The following is a 22,371-nucleotide window of genomic DNA, read 5'->3' on the forward strand; positions in this document are numbered from 1 at the left end:
TGGATCTGAAGCGCTGAAGAACTGAAGTCTGAAGTTGACGGAATTTAAAGACGCGAATGTGTTGGCTTAACCTTTCGGAACTTCAGGGCTTCCAGCTCTTCAGCGCTGGTATGTGCCTGTGACTGCCACGCTTTCGTAACAATAACGCAATATTTAGGTAAAGTGGAAAGTGTTAAATATAGAGCGGGAAAGATAAATTTGGAGCGTTAAAATGCAAAACAATTTTAAAGGCCGGCTCTTTTTTTTGACATTGGCGGGTTTTTTTATTTTCGCCGCCGGGTCGCCCTCGCGCGCGCAGCAGGCGCCGGCAAAGGCGGGCGGCATCAGCCGTTCCATGGAACAGGCCATACGGCTTTACCACGAGGGGCAGGACAACGAGGCGATGGACCGCTTCATTGAGATCCTCACAAAAGGCACTCCCTCGGAAAAGTCGCTGGCCAATGAGTACATCACAAAAATCACCCTTAGAATGAATACCGGTGTGGGCACTCTTAAGGACAGGGGGCCTGACACGGGCGGGCTAAGCGATGTCGAAGAGGTAAAACAGACTCAGGTCAAAAAACAATTTCGTTCAGGGGAGAGCGCCGGCGCCGATGAGAACGCGGAAACGGACGATGCCGACGCCAGGGTCGCGCAGAAAGAAAGGGTGAGCGAAAAGATATCCGCGAAAATTGCGGAGATGCGCCGCTCGGCCCTTCTTGAGTTGGGGCGTTACGACAGCGTTAAAATTTATATGGGCGACGACCTGCCCAAGGCAATTACCATTAATCCCTCGGCCCTTTTTGCGAATGAAACGGTTTTTAAGCCGAATACCGCGCCCGTGCTTTCAAATCTGGCCGGCCTGATTTTTACCCTGGGCAAGGCTAACTGTCTTATTCTGCCTGAGGGCTCGGCCCAGAACGATGTCAAAATTAAAAGCATCCGCCAGGCCCTGGCGCTGAATTCTTATCTGGTTTCGCGCGGGCTCTCTCCCGCGCGTATCGATGTGAACCTGACAGGCGCCGATGTGAAATTTCCGAAAGAACTTACCAACATCAGCGGACTGATAATATTATTTTCCTATGGTAACGCGCAGCGTCTTATGGATACCGAAGAAATGTCCTCCAGGGGGCCGAAAGTTTCGCTTGGCATTTTCCCGACCTCTATAGCCACGCGTAACAATGAAGGCGCTATAGTGGAATTTTCGGTTTTCGCGCCGCCCGCGGGTACGCCTTCCTGGAAATTCCAGATTTATCAGGTGCAGAAAGATAACAGCCTTTTGCCCCTTCAGGAGATTTCGGGCGCCGGCGCCCAGTATAACCAGAGTTTCTGGAACGCCCGGAAAAACTTTTTCGGCGCCGCCTATCCCTCGGGTAAATACCTGTTCTCGATGACGGCGGCGGATGTGGAGGGCAGGGAAAATAATGTGCGGCGCCTGCTTGTCGTCAAACCGGCGCCGGGAGAAGAGGCGGCCCTGCAGGCTGCACCCGTAAACAAAAAAGCGCCGGGGGCTTTGGCGGCGCCAAAGACGAAAGCAGGTAAAGCTTTAAAAAAATCGTCCCTTAAAACCGGAAAAGCTCTTTTAAAGAATAAACCCTCCGCCCATAAGACCGGGGCCGCTTTAAAAGCTTCAAAAGCCGGCAAAAAATCCAAAACCGCCGCCGCTGCGTTAAAAAAGAAATCCGCCGCGGCGAAAGCCGCCAAGCCTTCCACTGAGACCGAGACCTTGTCATCGGACGGGACTTCTTCGGACGGGGCCTCTTCCGCTTCTACGGAGGCCGCTGGAAACGGCGACACCCAGGCTCCCGGCTCAGGCCAGGTAAGTTATAAAATTTATTTTAAAGAGAACAGCGCCACTGTGACGGCCAATAGCGAAAAAAAGCTCTCCCAAGTGGCGGAAACCCTGAATTACTATCCGATGTCAAAGATAAAACTTACCGGCTACGCCTATTCCGGAGAGCCTAATGCCGATACCATGGCGGAAAACAGGGTAAACTATGTGGTTTCCAGGCTTACCGAAAAGTATAAAATAGACAAAGAACGCCTGGACTCCCAGACCAAAATTTCAGATACTCCCAAAACCCTGGTTGAAATAAAACTGGTGGGGAAGGAGTAAGGGAGTAGTTGCAGAGTATAGCGTATAGGGGATAGAGTATTAGGGAAGGAGTTATTTATAACTCTACCTAACCGCTAACCGCCAGCCCCTATACCCTGAATTAATATATGGCTACAACTATAGGCAACAGTTTGGGTATTTATATCTCGCCCTCGGAAATTTGTCTTTCGGAAGTGAAGGTGGACAAAAATTCCAGGCTTGAGGTGCAGCATTTGGTGAAAATACCCACCGAATTCACCTCCAAAGGCGGAATGACGCGCCCGCTCTCGATCAACAGTGATTTTTTCAATGAGAAAGCTCCGTGGATAGCGGGCTTCAATCAGGCTGTGAAAAAAGTTAACTGGGGTTCCTCAAACGCGGTGGTTACATTTTCGCCCCAGTTCGCCATTTTGCGTTATTTTGTGATGCCGGTCATGGAAAGAAAATTCTGGAGCCGTTCCATACCCCTTGAATCAAAAAAATATATTCCCGTCGCTTTTGAGGAAGTGATTTACGATTACAACGCCGTGCCAATTGACGGAGGCAAAAAACTTGGCGTTCTTTTCGGTCTTACCCAGCGAAAAAGCGTGGAATTCCTGATAAACGCGCTTGAAAACGCCGGCCTGAAGCTCGTGAGCCTTGAGGGTAATTCCTGTTCTATGGAGAGGCTGTTCGCTTTCCTTGATCCGAAAGACCACGCGTCAAAAGCCTATATTCACTTTTCCGCCGCACAGAGTTTAACGCTGTTCTCAAACGACGGCTATCCGGTCTTATACCGCGAAAACGATTTTGACAGTTCATCCACTATAAGCGAGCGCAAGCGTCTGGATGTTAAAGGCGCGGTGCAGTTCGTGGAACGCTATGTGGGGGGGCAGGGTTACAAAAACCTGATGCTGAGCGGTGAAAACCTGGATGTGTGGAAGACGACGGCCGACCAGGAATCCCCGATGCCGGCGCTCACCTGGGAGCCGTCAAAACTTGCGGATTTGAAAGACAATGATGCCGCTTCGCTTTTTTCAGTCGGAGCCTCCCTTAAGGGGATGGCTCCCGGCAAGCTTACGCTTGATCTCTCCGGCATAAGCACCGCCGCCAGGCTTGAGAAGCAGGTGCAGGGCTATGTGTGGAACATTACCTTCCTGCTTGGCGGCATAATGCTTCTGCTTTCCCTTATCAGCCAGACGCGCCTTTTTATGCTTGACTCAAAGCTCTCAAGCCTGAAAGCCAAGGCGGGAAATGTCTCGGAACTGGAGGGGAGCAGCGAAGCGGCCATAAAAACGAAAATAGCGAGCCTTCAGGAGAACGGGCGCACGCTTTACAACTTGCTTGGCGATACCGATTCCGTAGCGCCCAAGATGCAGGTGATAGTCGACAACATTCCGGCGGAAATCTGGATAGCGGAGCTGCACTATGCAAATCCTTTCAGTTCCGATGTGATGCAATCCACGCCCAAGGATATGATCATCAGCGGGAAAACCATGCTTAAAGGGGATATAAAATTCCGCATGGTGGATTTTTTTGTAAAGGCTATTAAGAATTCCAGGGAGTTCAAGGTTTTCAGCCCTCCCAACGGCGGAGTGGAATTCGACCTTGGCTCCGACGTTTCGGATCCCGGAGCGGCGCTAAGGGCCGCGGGCCTCCGATCCGGCGCGGACCCCACCGGCTTTACCATAACCTGCGCTGTAAAGAGGAGACGCTGATATGGGCGCGCTCGTTGCGGATCTATTCGCCAGGCTATTGGCTTTCTTCAAGGATATGGCGGCCGATATCACAATAATCTACGCTGATAAAGGCATAGAGCCGTTTAAAAAACCGCTGCTTTTCGCGCTGCCGGCGCTGCTTATTATTTATTCCGCTGTTTACGGGCCTTTAAGTTCAAAAGTGGATTCCAGGTCGGCTGAGCTGATAAAGTTCGAAGCGATCACCCAGAATTACCAGGAATACACGGACGCGCGGACCAAACTTTTAACCTATCAGACAAAACTGCCTTTGCTTAAAGACAAAGACGAATGGCTGAACCATATTATTACCACTACGGCCCAAAAAAACGGCCTGGTTTTTGATTCTCTCACCGCGCAAACGGAAACGGAGATCAGCGGTTTTCTGGTTGTTTCGCGCGGGGTAACCGTGACAACCAGCTATGCCAAGCTTGGCGCCTGGCTTGCCGACATAGAAAATTCGCCTATTCTGCTTAAAGTCACGGAAATGAGTTTTCAGAAACAGGATGGGAGTGTGGGCGTTATTCAGGCGAAATTTACCCTGTCGACGATATTTCCGCGTTTTGGCGGCGTCGGGGCTCCTGGGGGCGGGGTATGAAAAATTTGACTTCAGCCGCAGGATGGCTTTTACTGGCGGCTGTTCTTGCCGTACCCTCGTTCCTCTTTTATAACTGGTGGTCTAAAAATAAGGAAAAGGCGGCTTTGGAACGGGCCCAAGCGGTAAATTCCGGCAATGTTTTTCCGGTGTTTGAAAAGACCCCTCCCGTGACGGTTGCCGGCGCACACTCCGGGATTGCGGCTTCTCCTGCGCAGGGAAAACAAATTAAAAACGAGGATAATAATGCAACAGGTTCGGGGAAACCGCAGGGCGGTATTCCCTCAGCCGCGGACAGTACGTCTAAAGCGGCACAGGTCAGCGCTACAGCCGCAGGAAACAGCCGCGGGGGGGGGCGCCCGGATGACAGTTCGGCGGGGGGGCCGGAAGGCGGCATGGCGCGGCCCGAGTCCTCCAGTACGAAAAACGCGGACTCTCCATTAAGTATTTCCGCCCAGGTCGCTCTTTCAAGCGCGGTACCGGCTGCGACGCAGAATGGCGTCTCAGTGCCCGGGGGACAGGCCGGTGTCACCACAGCGGTTGCCGTGTCCACTCAGGCGACCCTGATTTCTTATTTTAAACCGAAATATGACCGGGATCCTACTATCTCTCCCAAGGAATATCGTCAGAAAAAAGAGGAGGAGGAGCGGCGGGCCGAGGAAGAGAAACAGCGGCTCGCGGAGGCTAGAAGACGCAGCAGGGAAACCGGCATAGAAGGCAAACTGCGCTTACAGGGAATAGTGGGCAATTCCGTTATAATCAACGGCGACATGTACAATGTGGGGCAGACGATTTTCGGAGCCAGGATACTAAAAGTGGGAACCGATTATTTCATAGGGGAGTATAAAGGCAAGCAGTTTAAGAAAGTGTTAAAATAGCTCTGAAGCGCTGGAAGTGCTGAAGCGCCGAAGGAAAAAACTTACAAGCTTCCAAACTTCAGAGCTTCAGGGCTTCAGACTTCAGCGCTGTTGTCGTAAACACCGGTTTGCTTATCGGCGCGGATTAACTATAATAGTAACGGAGGCGGTTATGAACAAACTAAAGATTTTAATCACGCTTTGTTTTTTATTTGAGCAGACGGCTTTGCCTTTAGGCGCGCTTTTCGCACAAAGCGCGCCTCCGGCTCAGGACAAGAATTTCATGCAGGACCTTCAGGGCCCCGCTTCCGAGGAGGGCGGCCCCATAATGGAGACACAGCAGCAGGGCCAGGAAGCCGCGGCGCCGCCCCAGACCATTCCGCAGGGCCAAACGCCGGGCGCTCCGGTGGAGTCGGTGCAGATAGGAGGCGTTCCGAAAGAAGCGCCGATGTATGAGGAAGTTGAGGCGGTTTCCCCGCTTGACAGGAAAATAGGTCCGATACGGCTCAAGGGCGCTCCCTTGTCAACCTTCCTGGATGTGGTGTCAGCCCAGTCAAAGGTGAATTTCATAATAACCGAAGGCCTTGAGGCTAAGACTATAACCGTTTTCCTGCGCAAAACCACGGTGCGCGAAGCTCTGGAACTGCTGCTCAGAGTAAAAGGTCTTACTTACCAGCGCATCGGCAAGAGCAATACTTATGTCGTGCAAAAGCGCTCGGCCGATATGCCGAACCTTATAACCAAGATCTATATCCTTAATTATATACCGTTGATTTCGATCACTTCGGCGGTAGAAGACATGTCCGCCATCACCGCGCAGGATGTATCTTCGAGCGCCGGCGGCGGCGCCGGCAACTCCCAGGGCGGAGGCTCCCAGGCAGGACTGGGCGGAGGGAACAACGGCAAGGATCAGGACAACGGTGTCGCTATATTAACCATCGTGCGCAGCGTACTTTCAAAAAAATACGGCAAGCTGGCCGTGGACCCGCGCACCAACACTCTTATCGTAACCGACGTGCCTGAAGTGTTTCCGCAGATCGAGCAGATCATCTCCGAACTGGACAAGAAAGCTCCGCAGATATTGATAGAGGCCCAGATAGTTGAAATAGACACCGACAGGGTTAATGAACTGGGCATTGAATGGGGGAGCGGTTCGCGCGGAGAAATGGCTTATTTTGCCGGACCCGCCCGCCTTACGGATTACGGTCTGCGCCCGGGTTTCTTTTCCGGCGACAACTGGAAGTATTTCTTTCCTGCAACCGCCGATCTCGCGTCTTCCGCATCCGGCAGCACCTCAGGCGGATCTTCCAGCAGCAGCAGCGGCGGCGGCGGCGTAAATGCAAAATATTTGTCAACAGGGCAGATAAGCCCGAAAGGCGTTTATTACGGCATTTTCAGCCTGGCCCAGCTGCAGGCTGTTTTCCGCGCCCTTATTTCCAGGGGCGAGATGCGCTATCTTGGAAAGCCGAAGATCGTGGCCATGAACAATAAAACCGCTATTATACAGATGACACAGGACGCCGCTATGGGAACCACAAGCTCTGTGTCCGCCGGAGGCGCCGGGACATCCTCCAGCGGCATTGAGCGCAAGCGCGTAGGCCTTATCCTGAAGGTTACGCCGCAGGTGAACAAGGAAGGCTATGTTACCCTTATCGTCCAGCCTTCTTATTCCGACACTACATCCTCCGTCCTGGGCGATACGGTTTACGATCCTATCAGCCGCGGAGTTTCAACAATGGTCCGGGTTAAAAACGGGCAAACAGTGGTAATAGGCGGAATGCTGGCTTCAAAAGAAAATAAAATAGTGAGGAAAGTTCCGCTGCTCGGCTACATACCGATCATCGGCTGGCTGTTTACCAGCGTCAGTTCCGAGCGCAAGAATACCGACCTGGTTATTTTCATAACGCCGACGATACTGGTGGACTGATTTGGAGAAGTGGTTGGAGATTAGCGGCTAGCGGATAGGGAAGGAAGGGTTATTAAATTCCACCCCTAACCTCTAACCGCTATTCGCTAGCCCCTGATTTACTTATGGCAAAACGACTTGGCGAACTGATGATGCAGATGAGCTGGATAACTGAAGACCAGCTCAATAAAGCGCTTAGATTCCAGATCCAGCAAAATTGCCGCATCGGCGAGGCTCTGATAAAGCTGCGCTATGCAAGCGAAGAGCAGGTCGCCCAGGCGCTGGCCAGACAGCTTGGCGTAACCTACGCTTCCAAAGAGAATCAGATACTTAACCCCGAGAAAGGCCAGGGGCTGGAAAAGCTGATCCCCGAAAAATTTGCGCGGGACCACGCCGTAACCCCGCTCTTCAAGGATGAAACCGTACTGGCGGTGGCGCTTACCGACCCCACCGACATTATGATGATTGACAACATCAAACTTGTCAGCGGCATGGAGATCCAGCCGTTCATCGCCACCAAGGCGCAAATCCTGAAAGTGATCGACTCTTTCTATCAGCAGGGCCAGGCCGATATGATAGACAGGGAAATGGAGAAGGCCGGAGATTCCAAGGGCGAAATCGCGGAAAGTGATTTTATCTCGCCGGACGGGAAGCTGGACCTGGATAAGGTTATTATAGGCGCGTCAAAAGGCGCCCAGTCAATAAAGCTGATCAACGCCATCCTCAAACAGGCTATCTCGGAGCGGACCAGCGACATCCATCTTGAGAAATTCGATGAGAAAGTCTCTTTGCGCCTGCGCATTGACGGCGTGCTTTACGAACGCAGCGCTCCGCCGCTGGATCTGGTGGAAAGCCTGATCTCCCGCGTTAAGATCCTTTCAAAACTTGATATTTCCGAACGCCGTCTGCCGCAGGACGGAACTTTTGCCATCAAGTACCAGAACCGCGTCATTGAAGTCCGCGTTTCCGTGTGCCCTACGGTGTTCGGCGAAAAGCTGGTTATGCGTCTTCTTGACAAGGGCGCGGTGGAGCTTAATATTGAAAAGATGGGCTTTGAGATCCGTCAGCGTGAAGATTTCCTTAAAGCCTGCAAGGCCCCGAACGGCCTTATCTTTCTGACCGGGCCCACGGGCTCCGGTAAAACCACCACATTGGGCGCCGTTTTAAATACCATCAAAACGCCTGAACTGAACATCATGACGCTGGAAGACCCTGTGGAAATCAAGATGGAAGGCATCAGCCAGGTGCAGGTACACCCCCAGATAGGCCTTACTTTTGCGTCAGGCCTGCGCTCTTTTTTGCGCCAGGACCCTGACGTCATTCTGGTAGGAGAGGTCCGGGACAATGAAACGGCCGAGTCCTGCCTTAAAGCCGCTATGACGGGCCATTTGGTGCTTTCAACTCTGCACACCAACAGCGCTTTAGAAGCCATACCCCGCCTTATAGACATGGGGATAGAGAAATATCTCCTCGCGAGCACACTGCTTCTGCTGGCTGCCCAGCGCCTGGTGCGTTTGCTCTGCCCCGACTGCAAGCAGCCCTACCGCCCGTCGCAGGAAGAAATTGACCAGTTCGCGGCGGAGTCGCTTGTAACTCCGTTGCCCGACACCACAAAGCTTACGTTTTACAAGGCCAAAGGCTGCCCCAAATGCAATAATATGGGCTACAGAGGCCGCAAAGCTATATATGAGGTTTATTTCAATACTGAGGAAATGAAGAAGATTATTTATAAAGACGCCGATGTATCTAAAATAGCCGCGGCCGCTGCCAAGGGCGGCGCTTGTAATTTGCGCGCCAGCGGCTGGCGAAAGGTGATGACCGGCGCCACCTCGGTGGAGGAAATGCTTTCGGTAACGGTCACGGAAAGGTAGCAGGGAAGAAGCGAATAGCGAATAGGAAGTAGCGAATAGGAAAGGATTTCCTTTTACTCCTATTCGCTATCCCTTTTTACTATTGCTTTGCGCTGGTTTTTTTTGTCTAATTCTACTATGGGAAAATTCGTTTACACGGTTCAGGATGCTCAAGGCACCGTTACCACCGGCAATGTGGAAGCGGACGATGAGGACCAGGCAATACAAACCCTTCAGACAAAAGGTTTGTTTATCCTTTCCATCCAGTCCGACCAGGCCAAAGCCAAGGGCGTGCTCAGCATTAACAGACTGAACAAAGGCAGGGTGTCGGGCCGCGAGTTGGTGTTTTTCGGCGAGCAGATGTCCACGCTGATAGGCGGCGGCGTACCGCTGGTGCGGGCGCTTTCCCTCTTAAGCGAGCATGCCGAAAATAAAAACCTGGCCGCGGTGCTTGCCCAGGTTACCAAAGAGGTTTCCGCCGGCGGAGCTTTACATAAGGCCCTTGAAAAGCATCCCAGGGTTTTTGATGAAATATGGGTGTCTTTGGTGCAGGCGGGGGAGGTTTCCGGCCAGCTGCCGGCCGTGCTCAGGCAGGTTACGAGTTACAGCGAATCGAAGGAAAACATAAAATCAAAGATCATCACGGCGCTTGCCTACCCCATGGTGCTGATGTTTATGTCCGGCGGGGTGCTTATTTACTTCGTGGTTTTCATCGTTCCGGTGTTCGCCGGAATTTTCAGGGACTTCAATCTGACATTGCCGGCGCTTACCCGGTTCATAATAATGGTTTCAATGATAATTTCAAACTACTGCGTGCTTATGATCGTGGTAGGCATAGGCTCCGCTTTCGCTTTCAAAGCTTATATCGCCACTCCCCAGGGCCGGCTGACCTGGAATCATGTACAGTTCAAACTGCCGCTGTTAGGCAATTTCCTAAAAAACATACAGACCGAGCGCCTTTTAACCACCATGTCCACCCTCATACGCAGCGGCGTCAGCATACTTAACGCCGTATCAGTGCTTGAAGGCGCTTTTAAAAAAAATCTTATTTTCCAGGACGCTCTTAAAAAAGCCAAAAATGATATTGCCAGCGGCCGCTCCATTTCCGAGTCTTTTAAGAAAACCGGCATTTTTTCAGGCATGGTAACCGACATGATGTGGATGGGCGAGGAATCCGGCAAGCTACCCGATATCATAGCGGTGCTTTCCAAATTCTATCAGGAACAGATCGACCAGTGGATACGGCGTTTCTCTTCCATGATCGACCCGATACTTGTGGTGGGCGTGGGCGGCGTGATAGGCGTGATAGTATTATCCATTTTCATGCCTATCTTCCAACTCTCGCAAATTCACTAGTTAGAGCTGAAGAGCTGGAAGCTCTGAAGCGCTGAAGGAAAAGACTTTCAGGCTTCCAAACTTCAGCTCTTCAGAGCTTCAGCACTTCAGACTTATTACGGGGGTGATAGTGTGAAAAAAAATAAAAAAGGCTTTACATTAATGGAGCTTGGCGTGGTTGTGCTTATAATAGGGATACTCGCGTCTATAGGAGTGCCTTATTACATGAAGACCGTTGAAAACTCAAAAGCCGACGGCGCCGCCGCGACGACCAACATGGTCGCAAGCGCGAACAGGATGTACTTCCTGGATAACAACGCGTACGCTCCGGGAGCGATTTCAAGCAGCCACCCGCTTGTCGTTCGCAGGTATCTTGCCGATCAGAACTGGGCCTGTGCGGCTTATAATTATTCCGCCGATAATTCCGGCGGCGCCTCCGCGACCAGAAACTGCTCGCCCCCTTCAGGCTGCAATGCGGCCACTTGCAATCCTACTTACGGCGGCTGGGGTTACATCGTCTCAAATACCGGGGTATGCAGCGCGATCGGCGGTGCGCCCAGCTGCCCTGTTTTCTGAAAAATGAAACACAAAAAGAAAGGTCAACTGCTGGTTGAAGTCGCCGTGGCCACTGTAATAGCGGCCACTACCGCCATGGGCACTTTTTCGGTCATCCTTTCAAGTTTTGCTTCACAGAAAAAGGCGGACAAACGCGAGGCCTGCGGTTTTATACTAAAGCAGGCCCAGGAAACGCTTAAAAGTTATGTCAGCGCGGAACCGGCTAATTCGAACTATACTCCCGGCTCGGGCCTTGTCTCTCCAGGCTCGCCCAACGGGGGGCGCTGGGCGGCTGATTCTTCCGGCGCCTGGGCGCTTGCCGCCGGCTTGCACGATATAAGCTCGCTTTTACCCAACCCGCCTTTTCTCCCGGGCGCTTCTTTAACTTATACCGTGCAGGACAATGACTGCATGAATTTAGGGACAGGCTTTAACGCCTGCAAAATAGTAAGGTTTACGCTGACTTACCAGGATTAATAAGGGAATGAAAAGAAAAGGTTTTAACTTGGTTGAAGTGGTTATAGCCACACTTATTTTCGGCTTCATGCTGGCTTCGCTCTCCAGTATGTACACCACGGTCAACAGGAATATGACCCAGGATTACCGCCAGAATGTGATAAAGATCAATACGGTGATGGCCATGCGCACTATACAACAGAAGCTTATGGAGGCCACCAAGCTTGATGTTCCCGCTTTTGGCTCGTCCGGCGATGAACTCGCCTTCGCTACTAATGTGGACCAGCTTAGCGGCTGCTATCCAATAAGCACGGCAGACCCCGTTACCCTGCATAAATTCTGTCATTTTAACGGCATTCTTTATTACTATACCACCAATTTGGGCGGAGGAGGAGGCGGATGCGGCTCCAGCACCCCGTTGTATTGGTCCGGCGGAGCCGCCGCATATCCGGCTTGCGGCGGCGGCGGGGGCGGCTGGACAAGCGTGCAGCTTCTGGACCATGTGTCTCCAGCCACGGCTGTTTTTTCAAGAGCGATAAATGAGCGCGATAATGTGCTTGTAAATTTAAGAGTATTTTGGGACCCGGCCGTACTAACCGTTAGCGGCGCAAACCTTGCCAATGCCCAGCGCTCAATTACCCAATCTCTTACCACCTCCATAAAAGTCAATATCCCCGGTCAGTAGGGCGCACTGAAAAAGTTCAGTGAGCCTGATCACACAGATCATTAACTGCGATTAGAAAGATTGTTTTATGGAGACAAATCAGTGTAATCCTCCGGTAATCCGTGTAATCACGGGGCTGCTGATTTTTCCAGCAGCCCAGCCCGAATAAGTCATTGGCCGTTTGAAAGCCATAGGCCCTGATACGGCACCTCCATGGGATTGAAAACACCGGTTTTCTCTGCTAGACTATAACTATGTCTCGTCTGATCTACAGAAAGGGAATGATACTGCTTCAGGTACTGGTGATGTCTGTCATTCTTTCCATGATAGCCGTCATGGTTATGCAGTGGGTTCTTGGCCGTTATATCGTAGCCGCGCGCACCTACAAGAGCAGCACGACCAAGGTTCGTGCGCAGGGTTATAGCGCCAACCTGTTTTGCACCCCTGCTGCCTTTACGGGCGCTCCCGTGGGAAGCGGCAGCGTTACCGACTCGGAAGGTAAGACAGTTTCACATGGTTCTGCCGGCACAAAATTCACTATAACTTCAGACGAGGACCAATAGTTTCGGCGGATACTTCCGGAGCGCTTTCATGCCACATTCACCTTCCCTAACATGTCTGCTCCGAGCAACAGGTGTTTTAACGCTTCTTCTTTTTAGTTTTCAGGCCGCAGCCAAACCCCCGTCCACCGCCTCCGGCATACCCTTGGCTCCCGACTATATCCAGCCCTCTTCCGGTGTGCCGCAGGCTCCTGATACCGTCATGCCCCGCCCTTTTGGGGCTGGAAAGCGCGCCAGTGAGGAGGAAGTTACGCCCGGAGGCGACCGAGGGGGGCCAAAAGAGCGGGACATGCCGCGGTTAACCCCGGGCGATGTACCCGCGCCACCCGCTTCGGGACCGGAAGCCGGCGGTGCGGTAAACCAGCCTGACAGCGTGATGGTTGAGCCCCCTGCCGCAAAACCGCGCCGACGCGGTAAGACAGACGGCGGGGATATCCGGCAGAGCCTAAAACGCAAGATCGGCCCCGGCGTGCCCCGCCCTTTTGGGGCTGGAAAGCGCGCTAGCGAGGAGGAGGTTACCCCCGAAGGTGACCGAGGGGGGCCAAAAGGGCGGGGCGTGTCAGCGGGGCCCGGCATCAGTTCCGGACAGCGCCAGGGGCCCGTGACAGGCCAGGGTCTCAGTTCGGCGCCTGTTTCCGGCCCGGCGCAGGCCGCCGGCGTCGCCGGACGGACCGCCTGGCATCTAAAATCCTCACCTCATTTTGACGTTTATCACGAGTCCAGCTGGTCGCCCGCCGCGATCGGCCTTGAGCTTGAGCGGATGTATTCTTCCATGCGCCTTAATATGGCGATGTTCGCGCCGTGGATGGTAAGAGAAAAAACAAAAATTTATATTTATTCAGGCCAGAAATCGTTTTTAGTGGGAGAATTTGACCCGCCTAAATGGTCAAAAGGTCTTGCCTTTTTCGGCAAGAAAACCGTGGTAGTCTATGACACCGGCGATATGGTGAAGCTGAAAGCCGTTATCGCCCACGAGCTTACACATCTTTATTTTGAAAGTTATTTCGGCGAGAAGCTTACCTATCCGCCGGAGTGGCTTAACGAGGGGCTCGCGGTATTCATGGAGGACAACGCCTACCCGGAGGCAGGCCCCTGGGGCCAGGCGCTGCCTTATCTTCCGAAAGAGCGTCTGATAGAATTTGACAGGTTCTTTACCGTTAAAATTGAAGACCTGCCCTCCGAGCGCCAGATAGGCGACTGGTATCTGCAGTCTTACGGAATAGTGGCATATCTTTACAAGCCGCAGCAGCGGCTGCAATTTAAAAACTTCTGCGCGTTGTTGCGTAAAGGGGGGAAGGTGGATGCGGCGCTCTGGGAGATATACAGGGTAAAAGACCCGATAGAGCTTGAAGGTAAATGGCTTGCCTGGGCCGGCAACTCCGGCCAGAAACAGAATTCCGGCTTCTCAGGCGCTCAGCCATCCGCCAGTTTTAATTTTAAACCGATGCAGTTTTCCTCTTTCGGCTTTGTCCCTTTCGGAACCCAAAAAGAATCAAAAAAGTAGGTCAAGGGACAGAAGGTCCAAAGGCACCGAGGCACAAAGTGAAGGAACTCCTTATAACTTTGTGCCTTTGACACTTTGTCCCTTTGTCGCCGCCTTCGTCCCTCTACCCTTCACGCGCATGTGTTCTTTGAGGTATAAGCCGGTGTGGGAGAGCGGGGTTTTTTTGATTATTTCCGAAGGCGGCCCGGAAAAAACAAGCTGTCCGCCGGCATCGCCGCCTTCGGGGCCGAGCTCGATTATCCAGTCGGACGAACTCACCACATCAAGGTTGTGCTCTATTACCAGTACCGTGTTCCCGTTCTCCGCAAGCCTGCGCAGGACCTGTAAAAGTTTTTCAACATCCGCAAAATGCAGGCCCGTGGTGGGCTCGTCCAAAATATAGAGCGTGCGCCCTGTGGCGCGTTTGGAGAGCTGCTCGGCCAGCTTCAGGCGCTGGGCTTCTCCGCCGGAAAGAGTTGTGGCGCTTTGGCCCAGTTTTATGTAACCAAGGCCCACCTCGGTCATGGTGGAAAGAATTTTAGCTATCTGCGGCACGGCCGAAAACAGCTCCGAGGCTTCCTCCACCGACATGGAAAGCACCTCTGAGATATTTTTTTCCTTGAAGCGCACTGCCAGTGTGTCGTCGTTGAAGCGCCGGCCGCCGCATTCGTCGCATTTAACATACACATCGGGCAAAAACTGCATCTGTATTTTAAGCGTGCCGTCGCCCTGGCAGGCTTCGCAGCGGCCCCCTTTTACATTGAAAGAAAACCGGCCGGGTTCGTAGCCGCGGCGTTTCGCTTCGGGCAGGCCGGCGAAAATTGCCCTTATATGGTTGAAAACGCCGCTGTAAGTGGCGGGATTTGAGCGGGGGGTGCGGCCTATAGGCGACTGGTCGACTATAATAACCTTGTCAACCGACTCCGCGCCTTTCAGGCTTTTAAATTTCCCCGGCTCCTCTTTTGAATTATAAAGCCTTTTTGCCAGGGCCTTGTAAATTATTTCATAGAGCAGGGTGGATTTACCCGAGCCTGAAACGCCGCAGATGCTGGTAAAAAGGCCGAGAGGCACGGAAACATCGATATTTTTTAAATTAAACTGGGCGGCTCCTTTAAATTCCAGAAAGCGCCCCGGCCGCGGACGCCTGGATTCTCCTTCAAACGCCGCGCTGCGTTCGCCGTTTAAAAACAGTCCGGTTACGGAATCGGGGTTCGCGATAATCTCGGCGGGGGTTCCGCTGGCCACAACCCGTCCCCCGTGAAGGCCGGCGCCGGGGCCCATATCAACAACGTAGTCGGCGCCGCGGATGACCGCTTCATCGTGTTCCACCACTATCAGCGTGTTGCCGATGTCGCGCAATGTTTTCAGTGTGTTGATGAGGCGGGCGTTATCGCGCTGGTGCAGGCCTATGGTGGGCTCGTCAAGCACGTAAAGCACGCCCGTAAGGCCTGAGCCTATCTGGGTGGCAAGCTGTATGCGCTGCGCCTCTCCGCCCGATAAGGTTTCAGAGCGGCGTTCAAGCGAGATGTAGCCAAGGCCCACATCGTCCAGAAAATTAAGCCGGGAATTTATTTCCTTGAGAATGAGGCGGGCTATGGCGCGCTCTTTTTCCGAAAGCGTCAGCTCCGCCATAAACTCTTTTGTTTTGGCGATAGACAGTTCCGTTAACTGTGCTATGCTTTTCCCGCCCACCAGCACGCTTAAGCCCTCGGGTTTAAGCCTTAAACCTTTGCATTCCGGGCAGATCGTTTCCCGCATGAAGCGGCGGTGTATTTCTTCTTTGACGAATTCGGATTCAGTCTCATCGTAGCGGCGTTTCAGGTTTACAAGCACCCCTTCAAATTCTCCCCGACCGTCGCCGTAAAAAAGCACCTGCCTGGCTTTCGGGGTAAGTTTTTGCCAGGGCGCGTCAAGGCTTATGCCGGCGGTCTTTGCGGCGGCGGAAAGCATCTCGGCGTAATAGCCGGACCAGGAATTTTTCCAGCGGTGGGTGCGGGTGGTTACGGGATCGGACCAGGCTTCAAGGGCTCCTTCGTTAACCGACTTTTCCGGGTTCGGCACCACAAGGGCCGGGTCTATTTCTATTTTCACGCCAAGCCCCGTGCAGCCGGGGCAGGCGCCGTAGGGCGAGTTAAAAGAAAAAAGCCTTGGTTCCAGTTCGGGGAAGCTGAGCCCGCACTCGGGGCAGGAGTTCTTTTCGCTGTAAGCGATGGGGGCTTTTATGCCGGACACCTCCGCGAGGCTGAGCCCGCGCGATTCTTTCAGCGCCAATTCCACTGCTTCGCTCAGGCGTTCCCGTTCTGCGGGGAAAAGCGTCATCTCATCTATGAAGAGATCGATGTTATGTTTTGAATAGCGCGAAAGCGCGGGCGGCGAGGAAAGTTCAAACAGTCTGCCGTCGGTCCTTGCCCGGATAAAGCCGGCTTTTTTGAGGCGGGAAAAAAGTTCCTCGTAGGTTCCGGTGCGCCCTCTTACAAGAGGCGCGAAAATCCTGGCCTTTTTGCCGGCGTGTCTTGCCAGCAGATCCGATACCATGGCCTGCGCGGACCAGGCTTTGAGGGGCCGCCCGCAGGAAACGCACTTCGCTCTCCCTGCTCTGGCGTACAACAGCCGCAGATAATCGTAAATTTCGGTAACGGTCCCGACGGTGGAGCGCGGGTTCCTTGAAGGGGAGTGCTGCTGTATGGCGATGGCGGGGGAAAGGCCCTGTATGGATTCCACATCCGGCTTTTCCATCTGCTCCAAAAACTGGCGCGCGTAGGCGGACAGGCTTTCCACGTAACGCCGCTGACCCTCGGCGTAAATCGTATCAAAGGCAAGGCTGGATTTGCCGGAACCGGAAAGCCCGGTGATCACCACCAGCTTGTTTTTGGGAAGCTCAAGGTTTATGTTTTTGAGGTTATGGGAGCGGGCGCCCGTGATGATAAGTTTGTCCATAAATCAATAACAGGGTAGAGGGGCTAGCGGAGAGAGTAGAGTTATAAGGAGTTCCTTGACCTGATCCCTCGCCCCTATCCCCTACCCCATATACCTGTTCACCCGTGTGGGTTTGCGGTAGTCGGCTTCGGGCTTCGGGTAATTTATATTGTAGTGCAGCCCGCGGGATTCCCTGCGGCTCTGGGCTGAACGTATTATCTGAGCGGCCAGGCAGGCAATGTTGCGCAGCTCAAGCAAATCGCGCGTGGGCAGAAAATCCCAGTAGTATTTTACTATCTCCTCCGTGATTATGCCCATCCTGGCCGCGGCGCGTTCAAGGCGTTTGTCGCTTCTTACTATGCCCACATAGTTCCACATCAGGGTTCTCACTTCATCCCAGTTATGGGCGATGATGACCGCTTCATCCGAATGTTTAGCATCGCCGCAGTTCCAAAGACCGGGCTTTTCCGCCGCAGCGCGGGGATTTATAAATTCCTCTTTTATAGCCAGGTATGCCCTGTGCGCGAACACGCAGCCCTCAAGAAGCGAATTCGAGGCCAGGCGGTTGGCCCCGTGAAGGCCGGTGTGGGAAACTTCTCCGACCGCGTACAGTCCCGGAAGGGCCGTCCTTGAATACTCGTCAACCGCCACTCCGCCGCAGAAAAAATGGGCGGCCGGCACCACCGGAATGGGATTTTTGGCGATATCCAGGCCGAACTCAAGACATTTCGCCCTGATGTTCGGGAAACGGCGTTTTATAAAAGCGGGTGAAAGATGCGTGATGTCGAGATAGACGCAGTTTTGTCCTGTGCGCTTTAGTTCGTTGTCTATAGCGCGGGCCACAATATCCCGCGGAGCCAGATCTTTAAGCGAAGAATACTTTTTCATGAAAGCTGTTTCGCCGGGCGCCAGGCGAAGCACGCCCCCTTCGCCCCGTAAGGCCTCCGAGATAAGAAAAGACTTCGCACCCGGAAAGTAGAGGCAGGTGGGGTGGAACTGCACGAATTCCAGGTTTACCAGGTCAAGCCCGGCGCGATAGGCCATGGCCATCCCGTCGCCGGTGGAAACATCGGGGTTTGAAGTATAACGGTAAACCTTGCCGGCCCCGCCGCTGGCGAGCACGGTATGGCCCGCTAAAAAGCTGTGCACCCGGCCGGAACATTCCTCAAGCGCGTAGGCGCCGAGGCAGGCGTTGGAACGCGGTTTTACGGTTGAGGGGTGAGCCGCGAGTATCAGATCCACGGCCGAATGATTTTCAAAAAAACGGATATTCCGGCGCTGCCGGCAGGCCGCTAAAAGCGCGCGCTCTACCTCGTGGCCGGTGGCGTCGGCCGCGTGCAGTATGCGGCGCCTTGAATGGCCGCCTTCAAGCCCGGTTTCAAAATGACCGCCCGCGCCGGCAAACCGCGTTCCCAGTTCCACCAGTTCCCTTATACGTTCCGGCGCTTCCCGCACCGTAAATTCCACCACGCGCGGGTCCGAAAGACCGGCTCCTGTCTTAAGCGTGTCTTTTATGTGCAGGGAAAAAGCGTCGTTCTTTTCGTCCATTACGGCCGCTATGCCGCCTTGTGCGAGATCGGTGTTCGAGCGGAAAGCCTCGCGCTTGCTGAGCACTGAAACGGAACCCAGCTCCGAGAGTTTATAGGCGGAAAGCAGCCCCGAAACGCCGCTGCCGATTACCAGGAAATCAGACTTGTAAATAGACATTTAGCTTTAATACTCTCGCCAAAAGTTTTAGAATATAAGGAAGAGGTTACGGCTGCTGCTTACAGTTTACAAAATTATGAAACAGGCCGCTTTCAGTAGCAAACTGTTCATCTACGCCCCCATGGCTTTGTCGCTTGGGATACTGGCATGGCTGATAGCGCCCAATGCCCATTCCCTGCTGGCGACGCTGAAAGAATCCAACCCGTGGTGGCTTGTGTTCTCTCTGTTCTTTTCCTTTGGCAGCTACGCTTTAATGGGGCTTTCACTTTGGGAAGTACTGCGCATCCTCGGCTGGCCGCTTCCTTTTCTGGAGGCTGCCGGCATTTCTTTTGTTTCCACCACCGTGAATTATTTTTTTTCTTCGGGGGGCATCAGCGGCTTTGCCACCAGGGCGCATCTTTTAAGCAAGCGCAATGTCCCGTACGGGGCCAGCGTCACTTCCTCGGTGGTGCTGACCGTTTTTATTTACCTGATTCTCGCGGTTATCATTGTTGAAGGCGTGTTCCTTCAGATACTTAAAACCAATGATTTCGGCAGAAGTTTTCTGGAAGGCGTGGTAGGGGTCGGCTTCGTAGCGGGTATCGCCCTCGCGCTTATACTGCTTTTCTTCCATGAAGAACTGCGCCATTCCTGGTCCAGAAAAATTTTCAAGATCGTGAACCATATTATCTATTTCTTTTCCAGACGGGAAATACCGCATGAAAATTTTATTGAGTTCGAGCGCCAGCTGAATTCCGGAATTAACACCATACACAGCCGCAAATACGAACTGCCGAAAGTGGTGGGCTATGTGGCCGCGGACTGGGTTTGCAATATCCTGATTTTGTTCTTCGCCTTCAAGGCTTTGGGCGTGACAATGGGAGCTTCAAAACTCGTTATCGGTTTCGCTTTCGGCATGATAATGACCGTTATCCCGATTTTGCCCGGCGGCCTTGGCGCCATGGAAGCCGCCATGACGGCCGCTTATTCGCAAATGGGCATAGAGGTGGGCCACGCGCTGACCGCCAGCCTGCTGTTCCGCCTTTTTTACTATATTGTGCCGTCTTTGACCAGCATACCGATTTACTGGGGGCTGAAAATATCGGAGCGCCGCTGTTACCAGTCTCACAACCCGGACAAGGAAAGTGAAAATGACGGAGAATTCCCTTACAACGGGACCTGAAGCGCAGAAGAAAAAAATCCTGATAGTGGAAGACAGCAAGAATACTTCGGAAGCGCTGAAGGCTGTGCTTGAAGCCGAGGGCAGGCTTATTTTTCTGGCCCGGGACGGCGTGACGGGGCTTGCGCTTGCGCACCGCGAGAAACCTGACCTGATCCTGCTTGATCTGCTGCTTCCCAAACTGAACGGTTATGAGGTCTGCGCCGCCCTCAAGCGCGACAACACAGTAAGGCATATACCGATACTTATAATTTCCACCATGGACTCTCCCGAAAGCGTCGAAAGGGCTAAGATATGCGGTGCGAAAAACTTCATGAAAAAACCCTACAATCTGGAAGACCTGCTGAGGGAAATAAAAAAACTTTTATTGGAGTAACCCCGCCGCCCGCTTATTCGCCGAAGGCAAATCTTCGATTGGAAGCAGGCGGCGGGGTAAGAAAAACTTACTCTCTTCTGCTGGCGGCCTTTGGCCCGCAGGGGTGGTGGCCGGTGGGCTGGGACACGCCCCGCCCTTTTGGCCAGGAAAACAAGGTCTCTCACCCGGCTTATAATCTCCGGCGACGGCAGATTACCCCAAAAGAGCGGGGTAAGCCGCTTTACAGGCCGGGCTTTTACGGCCGCCTTTCTGAAAATGAGATTTTTGAGATTTGTGCGGGGGCCATACTCACTCAGAACACTGCCTGGAAAAATGTGGAACAGGCCCTTGCCGCGCTGAATGCGGCGCGCATCACTTCGCCTGAAAAAATATACGCCTGTCCCGCGGGGAAGCTGGGCCGCCTTATACGGTCCAGCGGTTATTATCGCCAAAAGGCCGGCAGGCTCAGGGATTTTTGCGCTTATGTCCTGCGGAAACATCCTGAAGGACTTGAAAAATGGTTCTCCGCTTCGAACTGTCTGGCGCTGCGCGCCGAATTGCTTGCTCTTAAGGGGATAGGCCCCGAAACAGCCGATTCCATGGTCTTATACGCCGGCGGTAAGCCCTGCTTTGTAATTGACGCTTATACAAAGCGCATAGCCCGGCGGCTTGGAATCGGCGGGGAGCTTTCTTACGAGGGTTGGCAGGAGTTGTTCCAGGCGAATCTGCCGGCAAATGTTAAAATATATAATGAATACCACGCGTTGCTGGTAAAACTGGGCAAGGATTTTTGCGGAAAAAGGGAGCCGCGCTGCAGCGGCTGTCCGTTAAGGAGGATGTGTAATAGTACAGCGAATAACAAATAGCGGCCAGCGAAGCAGGGATGGAATTATCCCTTAATTCTCGTTTCACTATTTACTATTTGCTATTCGCTATTTCGCTACTGATATGCTCAAACAGATAGAAAAAACAAGGAACCTGCTGGATGCTGAAAAACCGGCGGCTGCGTTTAAGGCCCTGGCGGGATTGAAAAAAGCGGCAGCCGGAGGCGAGGTGTTTTTCCTCAGGGGCGAAGCCTGGAGACAGGCGGGGAAATTTGGAAAAGCCCTGGCGCAGTATAATGCCGGGCTTAAAGCCGCCGGTCGCGATCGTGCGCTGCGTCTTGAAATATTAATTAAAAAGGCGGCGGTGAGCCGCGCGCTGGGACTTACTTCCATCGCACTTAAAGCCTCCGGTTCCGCCCTTGCGGCCGCGCGCTCAAGCGGGTTATTTATTCCTGAGGCTGAACTGGAACTTGCCCTGGCGCACCGCCTGGCCGGAGATTTCGCTCATGCTGAGCCCGCGCTTAAACGTTTACACAGGTTTTACTTCCGCAGAGCCGACTGGGGGGCTGTTTCTTTTGTGCTTTGGGCGTTAGGCGGTCTATGGCGGCTTAAGGGGCAGTATAAACTGTCTATAAGAGCTTTTGAGGATGCGGCGCGTTTTGCCGCGAAGTCGGGGGACAAAGCGGCGCGCGGATACGCGCTTTTCGGACTGGGCGGGGTGCTGCGCGTGGCGGGGCACATCGAAAGCGCGCTTAAACCTTACAATGAAGCGCGGCGGATATTCGCGGGTTCGGATGATATTTTTGCGCGGGCTTACGCGGAATGCGGCCTGGCCAATGTTCTGCGGCAGTCGGGTCGCCTGGGCACGGCGCTTGAGGGTTACCAAAGGGCGCATAAACTCTATTCAGCTATTAAGGACGGGCCGGATCTGGGATTTGTGGAGTGGGGAATAGGAGAGGTCCACAAGAAGCGGGGGGAACTGACAAAAGCCGAAAGGGCTTTCAAGCGGGCGGAAAAGTTATTTTCCTCCGGCTTTGAACCACGCGGTCTGATCCTTACCCGTCTCTCTCTTGCTCAGGTAAATTATCTGCTCGGCATGACAGCCAAAGCCGAAAAACTTCATTTCTCCGCCCTGAGAGAAGCCAAAAAACACGGTCTGCATACATATCTGGAAATATTCACCTAAGGTGCCTTTTGGCCTATATATAGAATAGGACTTTATACTCATGCGGGTTTTCGGGGGAATATTATAATATACAGTAGCGCAGTAAAGAAGCCGGCGTCTCCGCGTACGGTAATTGCCGGCATGTGTCCGCGTTTTGTAAATTAGCTTTGAAGTCTGAAGTCCTATAGGTTAAAA

18 protein-coding genes are annotated in these 22,371 nt (G+C 53.2%); 16 read left to right on the forward strand and 2 right to left on the reverse strand.

The window, feature by feature from the left end:
- The first annotated feature begins 211 nt into the window (after positions 1–211).
- The 12 genes from NTX59_11640 (at position 212) to NTX59_11695 (ending at position 14,071) form a co-directional block, all read left to right on the forward strand.
- On the forward strand, positions 212–2,095 hold the full coding sequence (locus NTX59_11640; GenBank protein MCX5786329.1) for a hypothetical protein: 1,884 nt from the start codon (positions 212–214) through the stop codon (positions 2,093–2,095).
- Positions 2,096–2,202: 107 nt separating this feature from the next.
- Positions 2,203–3,771, forward strand: coding sequence for a hypothetical protein (locus NTX59_11645; GenBank protein ID MCX5786330.1), 1,569 nt, complete (start codon positions 2,203–2,205; stop codon positions 3,769–3,771).
- Position 3,772: 1 nt separating this feature from the next.
- Positions 3,773–4,387, forward strand: coding sequence for a type 4a pilus biogenesis protein PilO (gene pilO, locus NTX59_11650; GenBank protein ID MCX5786331.1), 615 nt, complete (start codon positions 3,773–3,775; stop codon positions 4,385–4,387).
- Positions 4,384–5,262, forward strand: coding sequence for a hypothetical protein (locus NTX59_11655; GenBank protein ID MCX5786332.1), 879 nt, complete (start codon positions 4,384–4,386; stop codon positions 5,260–5,262). Before pilO ends, NTX59_11655 begins: the two co-directional genes overlap by 4 nt.
- Positions 5,263–5,413: 151 nt before the next feature.
- Positions 5,414–7,168: a hypothetical protein gene (locus tag NTX59_11660; protein ID MCX5786333.1), complete on the forward strand. Its 1,755-nt coding sequence runs from the start codon at positions 5,414–5,416 to the stop codon at positions 7,166–7,168.
- Positions 7,169–7,272: 104 nt separating this feature from the next.
- Positions 7,273–9,018, forward strand: coding sequence for an ATPase, T2SS/T4P/T4SS family (locus tag NTX59_11665; GenBank protein MCX5786334.1), 1,746 nt, complete (start codon positions 7,273–7,275; stop codon positions 9,016–9,018).
- Between the two features lie 117 nt (positions 9,019–9,135).
- Positions 9,136–10,353, forward strand: a complete 1,218-nt coding sequence (locus NTX59_11670) for a type II secretion system F family protein (protein ID MCX5786335.1) — start codon at positions 9,136–9,138, stop codon at positions 10,351–10,353.
- Positions 10,354–10,464: 111 nt separating this feature from the next.
- Entirely contained in the window at positions 10,465–10,908 is a 444-nt protein-coding gene (locus tag NTX59_11675; GenBank protein ID MCX5786336.1) for a prepilin-type N-terminal cleavage/methylation domain-containing protein, read from the forward strand.
- Positions 10,909–10,911: 3 nt separating this feature from the next.
- On the forward strand, positions 10,912–11,364 hold the full coding sequence (locus NTX59_11680) for a hypothetical protein (protein ID MCX5786337.1): 453 nt from the start codon (positions 10,912–10,914) through the stop codon (positions 11,362–11,364).
- Between the two features lie 7 nt (positions 11,365–11,371).
- Positions 11,372–12,028 carry a prepilin-type N-terminal cleavage/methylation domain-containing protein gene (locus tag NTX59_11685; GenBank protein MCX5786338.1) on the forward strand — a complete coding sequence of 219 codons (657 nt, stop codon included), beginning with the start codon at positions 11,372–11,374 and terminating at the stop codon, positions 12,026–12,028.
- A gap of 233 nt (positions 12,029–12,261) precedes the next feature.
- On the forward strand, positions 12,262–12,570 hold the full coding sequence (locus NTX59_11690) for a hypothetical protein (protein ID MCX5786339.1): 309 nt from the start codon (positions 12,262–12,264) through the stop codon (positions 12,568–12,570).
- A gap of 286 nt (positions 12,571–12,856) precedes the next feature.
- A complete protein-coding gene (locus NTX59_11695; GenBank protein ID MCX5786340.1) occupies positions 12,857–14,071 on the forward strand; it encodes a hypothetical protein in 1,215 nt (404 codons plus the stop codon).
- Between the two features lie 51 nt (positions 14,072–14,122).
- Here the strand turns inward: NTX59_11695 and uvrA are convergent, their stop codons facing one another.
- Complete coding sequence (uvrA, locus tag NTX59_11700) at positions 14,123–16,987, reverse strand: excinuclease ABC subunit UvrA (GenBank protein ID MCX5786341.1); 2,865 nt, start codon at positions 16,985–16,987, stop codon at positions 14,123–14,125.
- An 81-nt stretch (positions 16,988–17,068) separates the two neighbouring features.
- A complete protein-coding gene (gene nadB / locus NTX59_11705; protein ID MCX5786342.1) occupies positions 17,069–18,673 on the reverse strand; it encodes an L-aspartate oxidase in 1,605 nt (534 codons plus the stop codon).
- Positions 18,674–18,749: 76 nt separating this feature from the next.
- Here nadB and NTX59_11710 point away from each other — a divergent pair, with 76 nt between their 5' ends.
- The 4 genes from NTX59_11710 (at position 18,750) to NTX59_11725 (ending at position 22,197) form a co-directional block, all read left to right on the forward strand.
- On the forward strand, positions 18,750–19,835 hold the full coding sequence (locus tag NTX59_11710; protein ID MCX5786343.1) for a lysylphosphatidylglycerol synthase transmembrane domain-containing protein: 1,086 nt from the start codon (positions 18,750–18,752) through the stop codon (positions 19,833–19,835).
- Entirely contained in the window at positions 19,804–20,208 is a 405-nt protein-coding gene (locus NTX59_11715; GenBank protein ID MCX5786344.1) for a response regulator, read from the forward strand. Before NTX59_11710 ends, NTX59_11715 begins: the two co-directional genes overlap by 32 nt.
- A 38-nt stretch (positions 20,209–20,246) precedes the next feature.
- Positions 20,247–21,053: an endonuclease III domain-containing protein gene (locus NTX59_11720; protein MCX5786345.1), complete on the forward strand. Its 807-nt coding sequence runs from the start codon at positions 20,247–20,249 to the stop codon at positions 21,051–21,053.
- 82 nt (positions 21,054–21,135) lie between these two features.
- On the forward strand, positions 21,136–22,197 hold the full coding sequence (locus tag NTX59_11725; protein ID MCX5786346.1) for a tetratricopeptide repeat protein: 1,062 nt from the start codon (positions 21,136–21,138) through the stop codon (positions 22,195–22,197).
- The last annotated feature ends 174 nt before the right edge of the window (positions 22,198–22,371 follow it).

It is taken from the genome of Elusimicrobiota bacterium (assembly GCA_026388155.1).
In the GTDB taxonomy this organism is placed as follows: Bacteria; Elusimicrobiota; Elusimicrobia; order Elusimicrobiales; family UBA9959; genus UBA9634.

Coding starts and splice junctions, on each gene's coding strand:
- NTX59_11715 (MCX5786344.1), top strand. CDS start 19,804: ATGACGGAGAATTCCCTTACAACGGGACCTGAAGCGCAGAAGAAAAAA.
- NTX59_11710 (MCX5786343.1), top strand. CDS start 18,750: ATGAAACAGGCCGCTTTCAGTAGCAAACTGTTCATCTACGCCCCCATG.
- NTX59_11685 (MCX5786338.1), top strand. CDS start 11,372: ATGAAAAGAAAAGGTTTTAACTTGGTTGAAGTGGTTATAGCCACACTT.
- NTX59_11645 (MCX5786330.1), top strand. CDS start 2,203: ATGGCTACAACTATAGGCAACAGTTTGGGTATTTATATCTCGCCCTCG.
- NTX59_11680 (MCX5786337.1), top strand. CDS start 10,912: ATGAAACACAAAAAGAAAGGTCAACTGCTGGTTGAAGTCGCCGTGGCC.
- NTX59_11695 (MCX5786340.1), top strand. CDS start 12,857: ATGCCGCGGTTAACCCCGGGCGATGTACCCGCGCCACCCGCTTCGGGA.
- pilO (MCX5786331.1), top strand. CDS start 3,773: ATGGGCGCGCTCGTTGCGGATCTATTCGCCAGGCTATTGGCTTTCTTC.
- NTX59_11725 (MCX5786346.1), top strand. CDS start 21,136: ATGCTCAAACAGATAGAAAAAACAAGGAACCTGCTGGATGCTGAAAAA.
- nadB (MCX5786342.1), bottom strand. CDS start 18,673: ATGTCTATTTACAAGTCTGATTTCCTGGTAATCGGCAGCGGCGTTTCG.
- NTX59_11690 (MCX5786339.1), top strand. CDS start 12,262: ATGTCTCGTCTGATCTACAGAAAGGGAATGATACTGCTTCAGGTACTG.
- NTX59_11660 (MCX5786333.1), top strand. CDS start 5,414: ATGAACAAACTAAAGATTTTAATCACGCTTTGTTTTTTATTTGAGCAG.
- NTX59_11670 (MCX5786335.1), top strand. CDS start 9,136: ATGGGAAAATTCGTTTACACGGTTCAGGATGCTCAAGGCACCGTTACC.
- NTX59_11640 (MCX5786329.1), top strand. CDS start 212: ATGCAAAACAATTTTAAAGGCCGGCTCTTTTTTTTGACATTGGCGGGT.
- uvrA (MCX5786341.1), bottom strand. CDS start 16,987: ATGGACAAACTTATCATCACGGGCGCCCGCTCCCATAACCTCAAAAAC.
- NTX59_11655 (MCX5786332.1), top strand. CDS start 4,384: ATGAAAAATTTGACTTCAGCCGCAGGATGGCTTTTACTGGCGGCTGTT.
- NTX59_11665 (MCX5786334.1), top strand. CDS start 7,273: ATGGCAAAACGACTTGGCGAACTGATGATGCAGATGAGCTGGATAACT.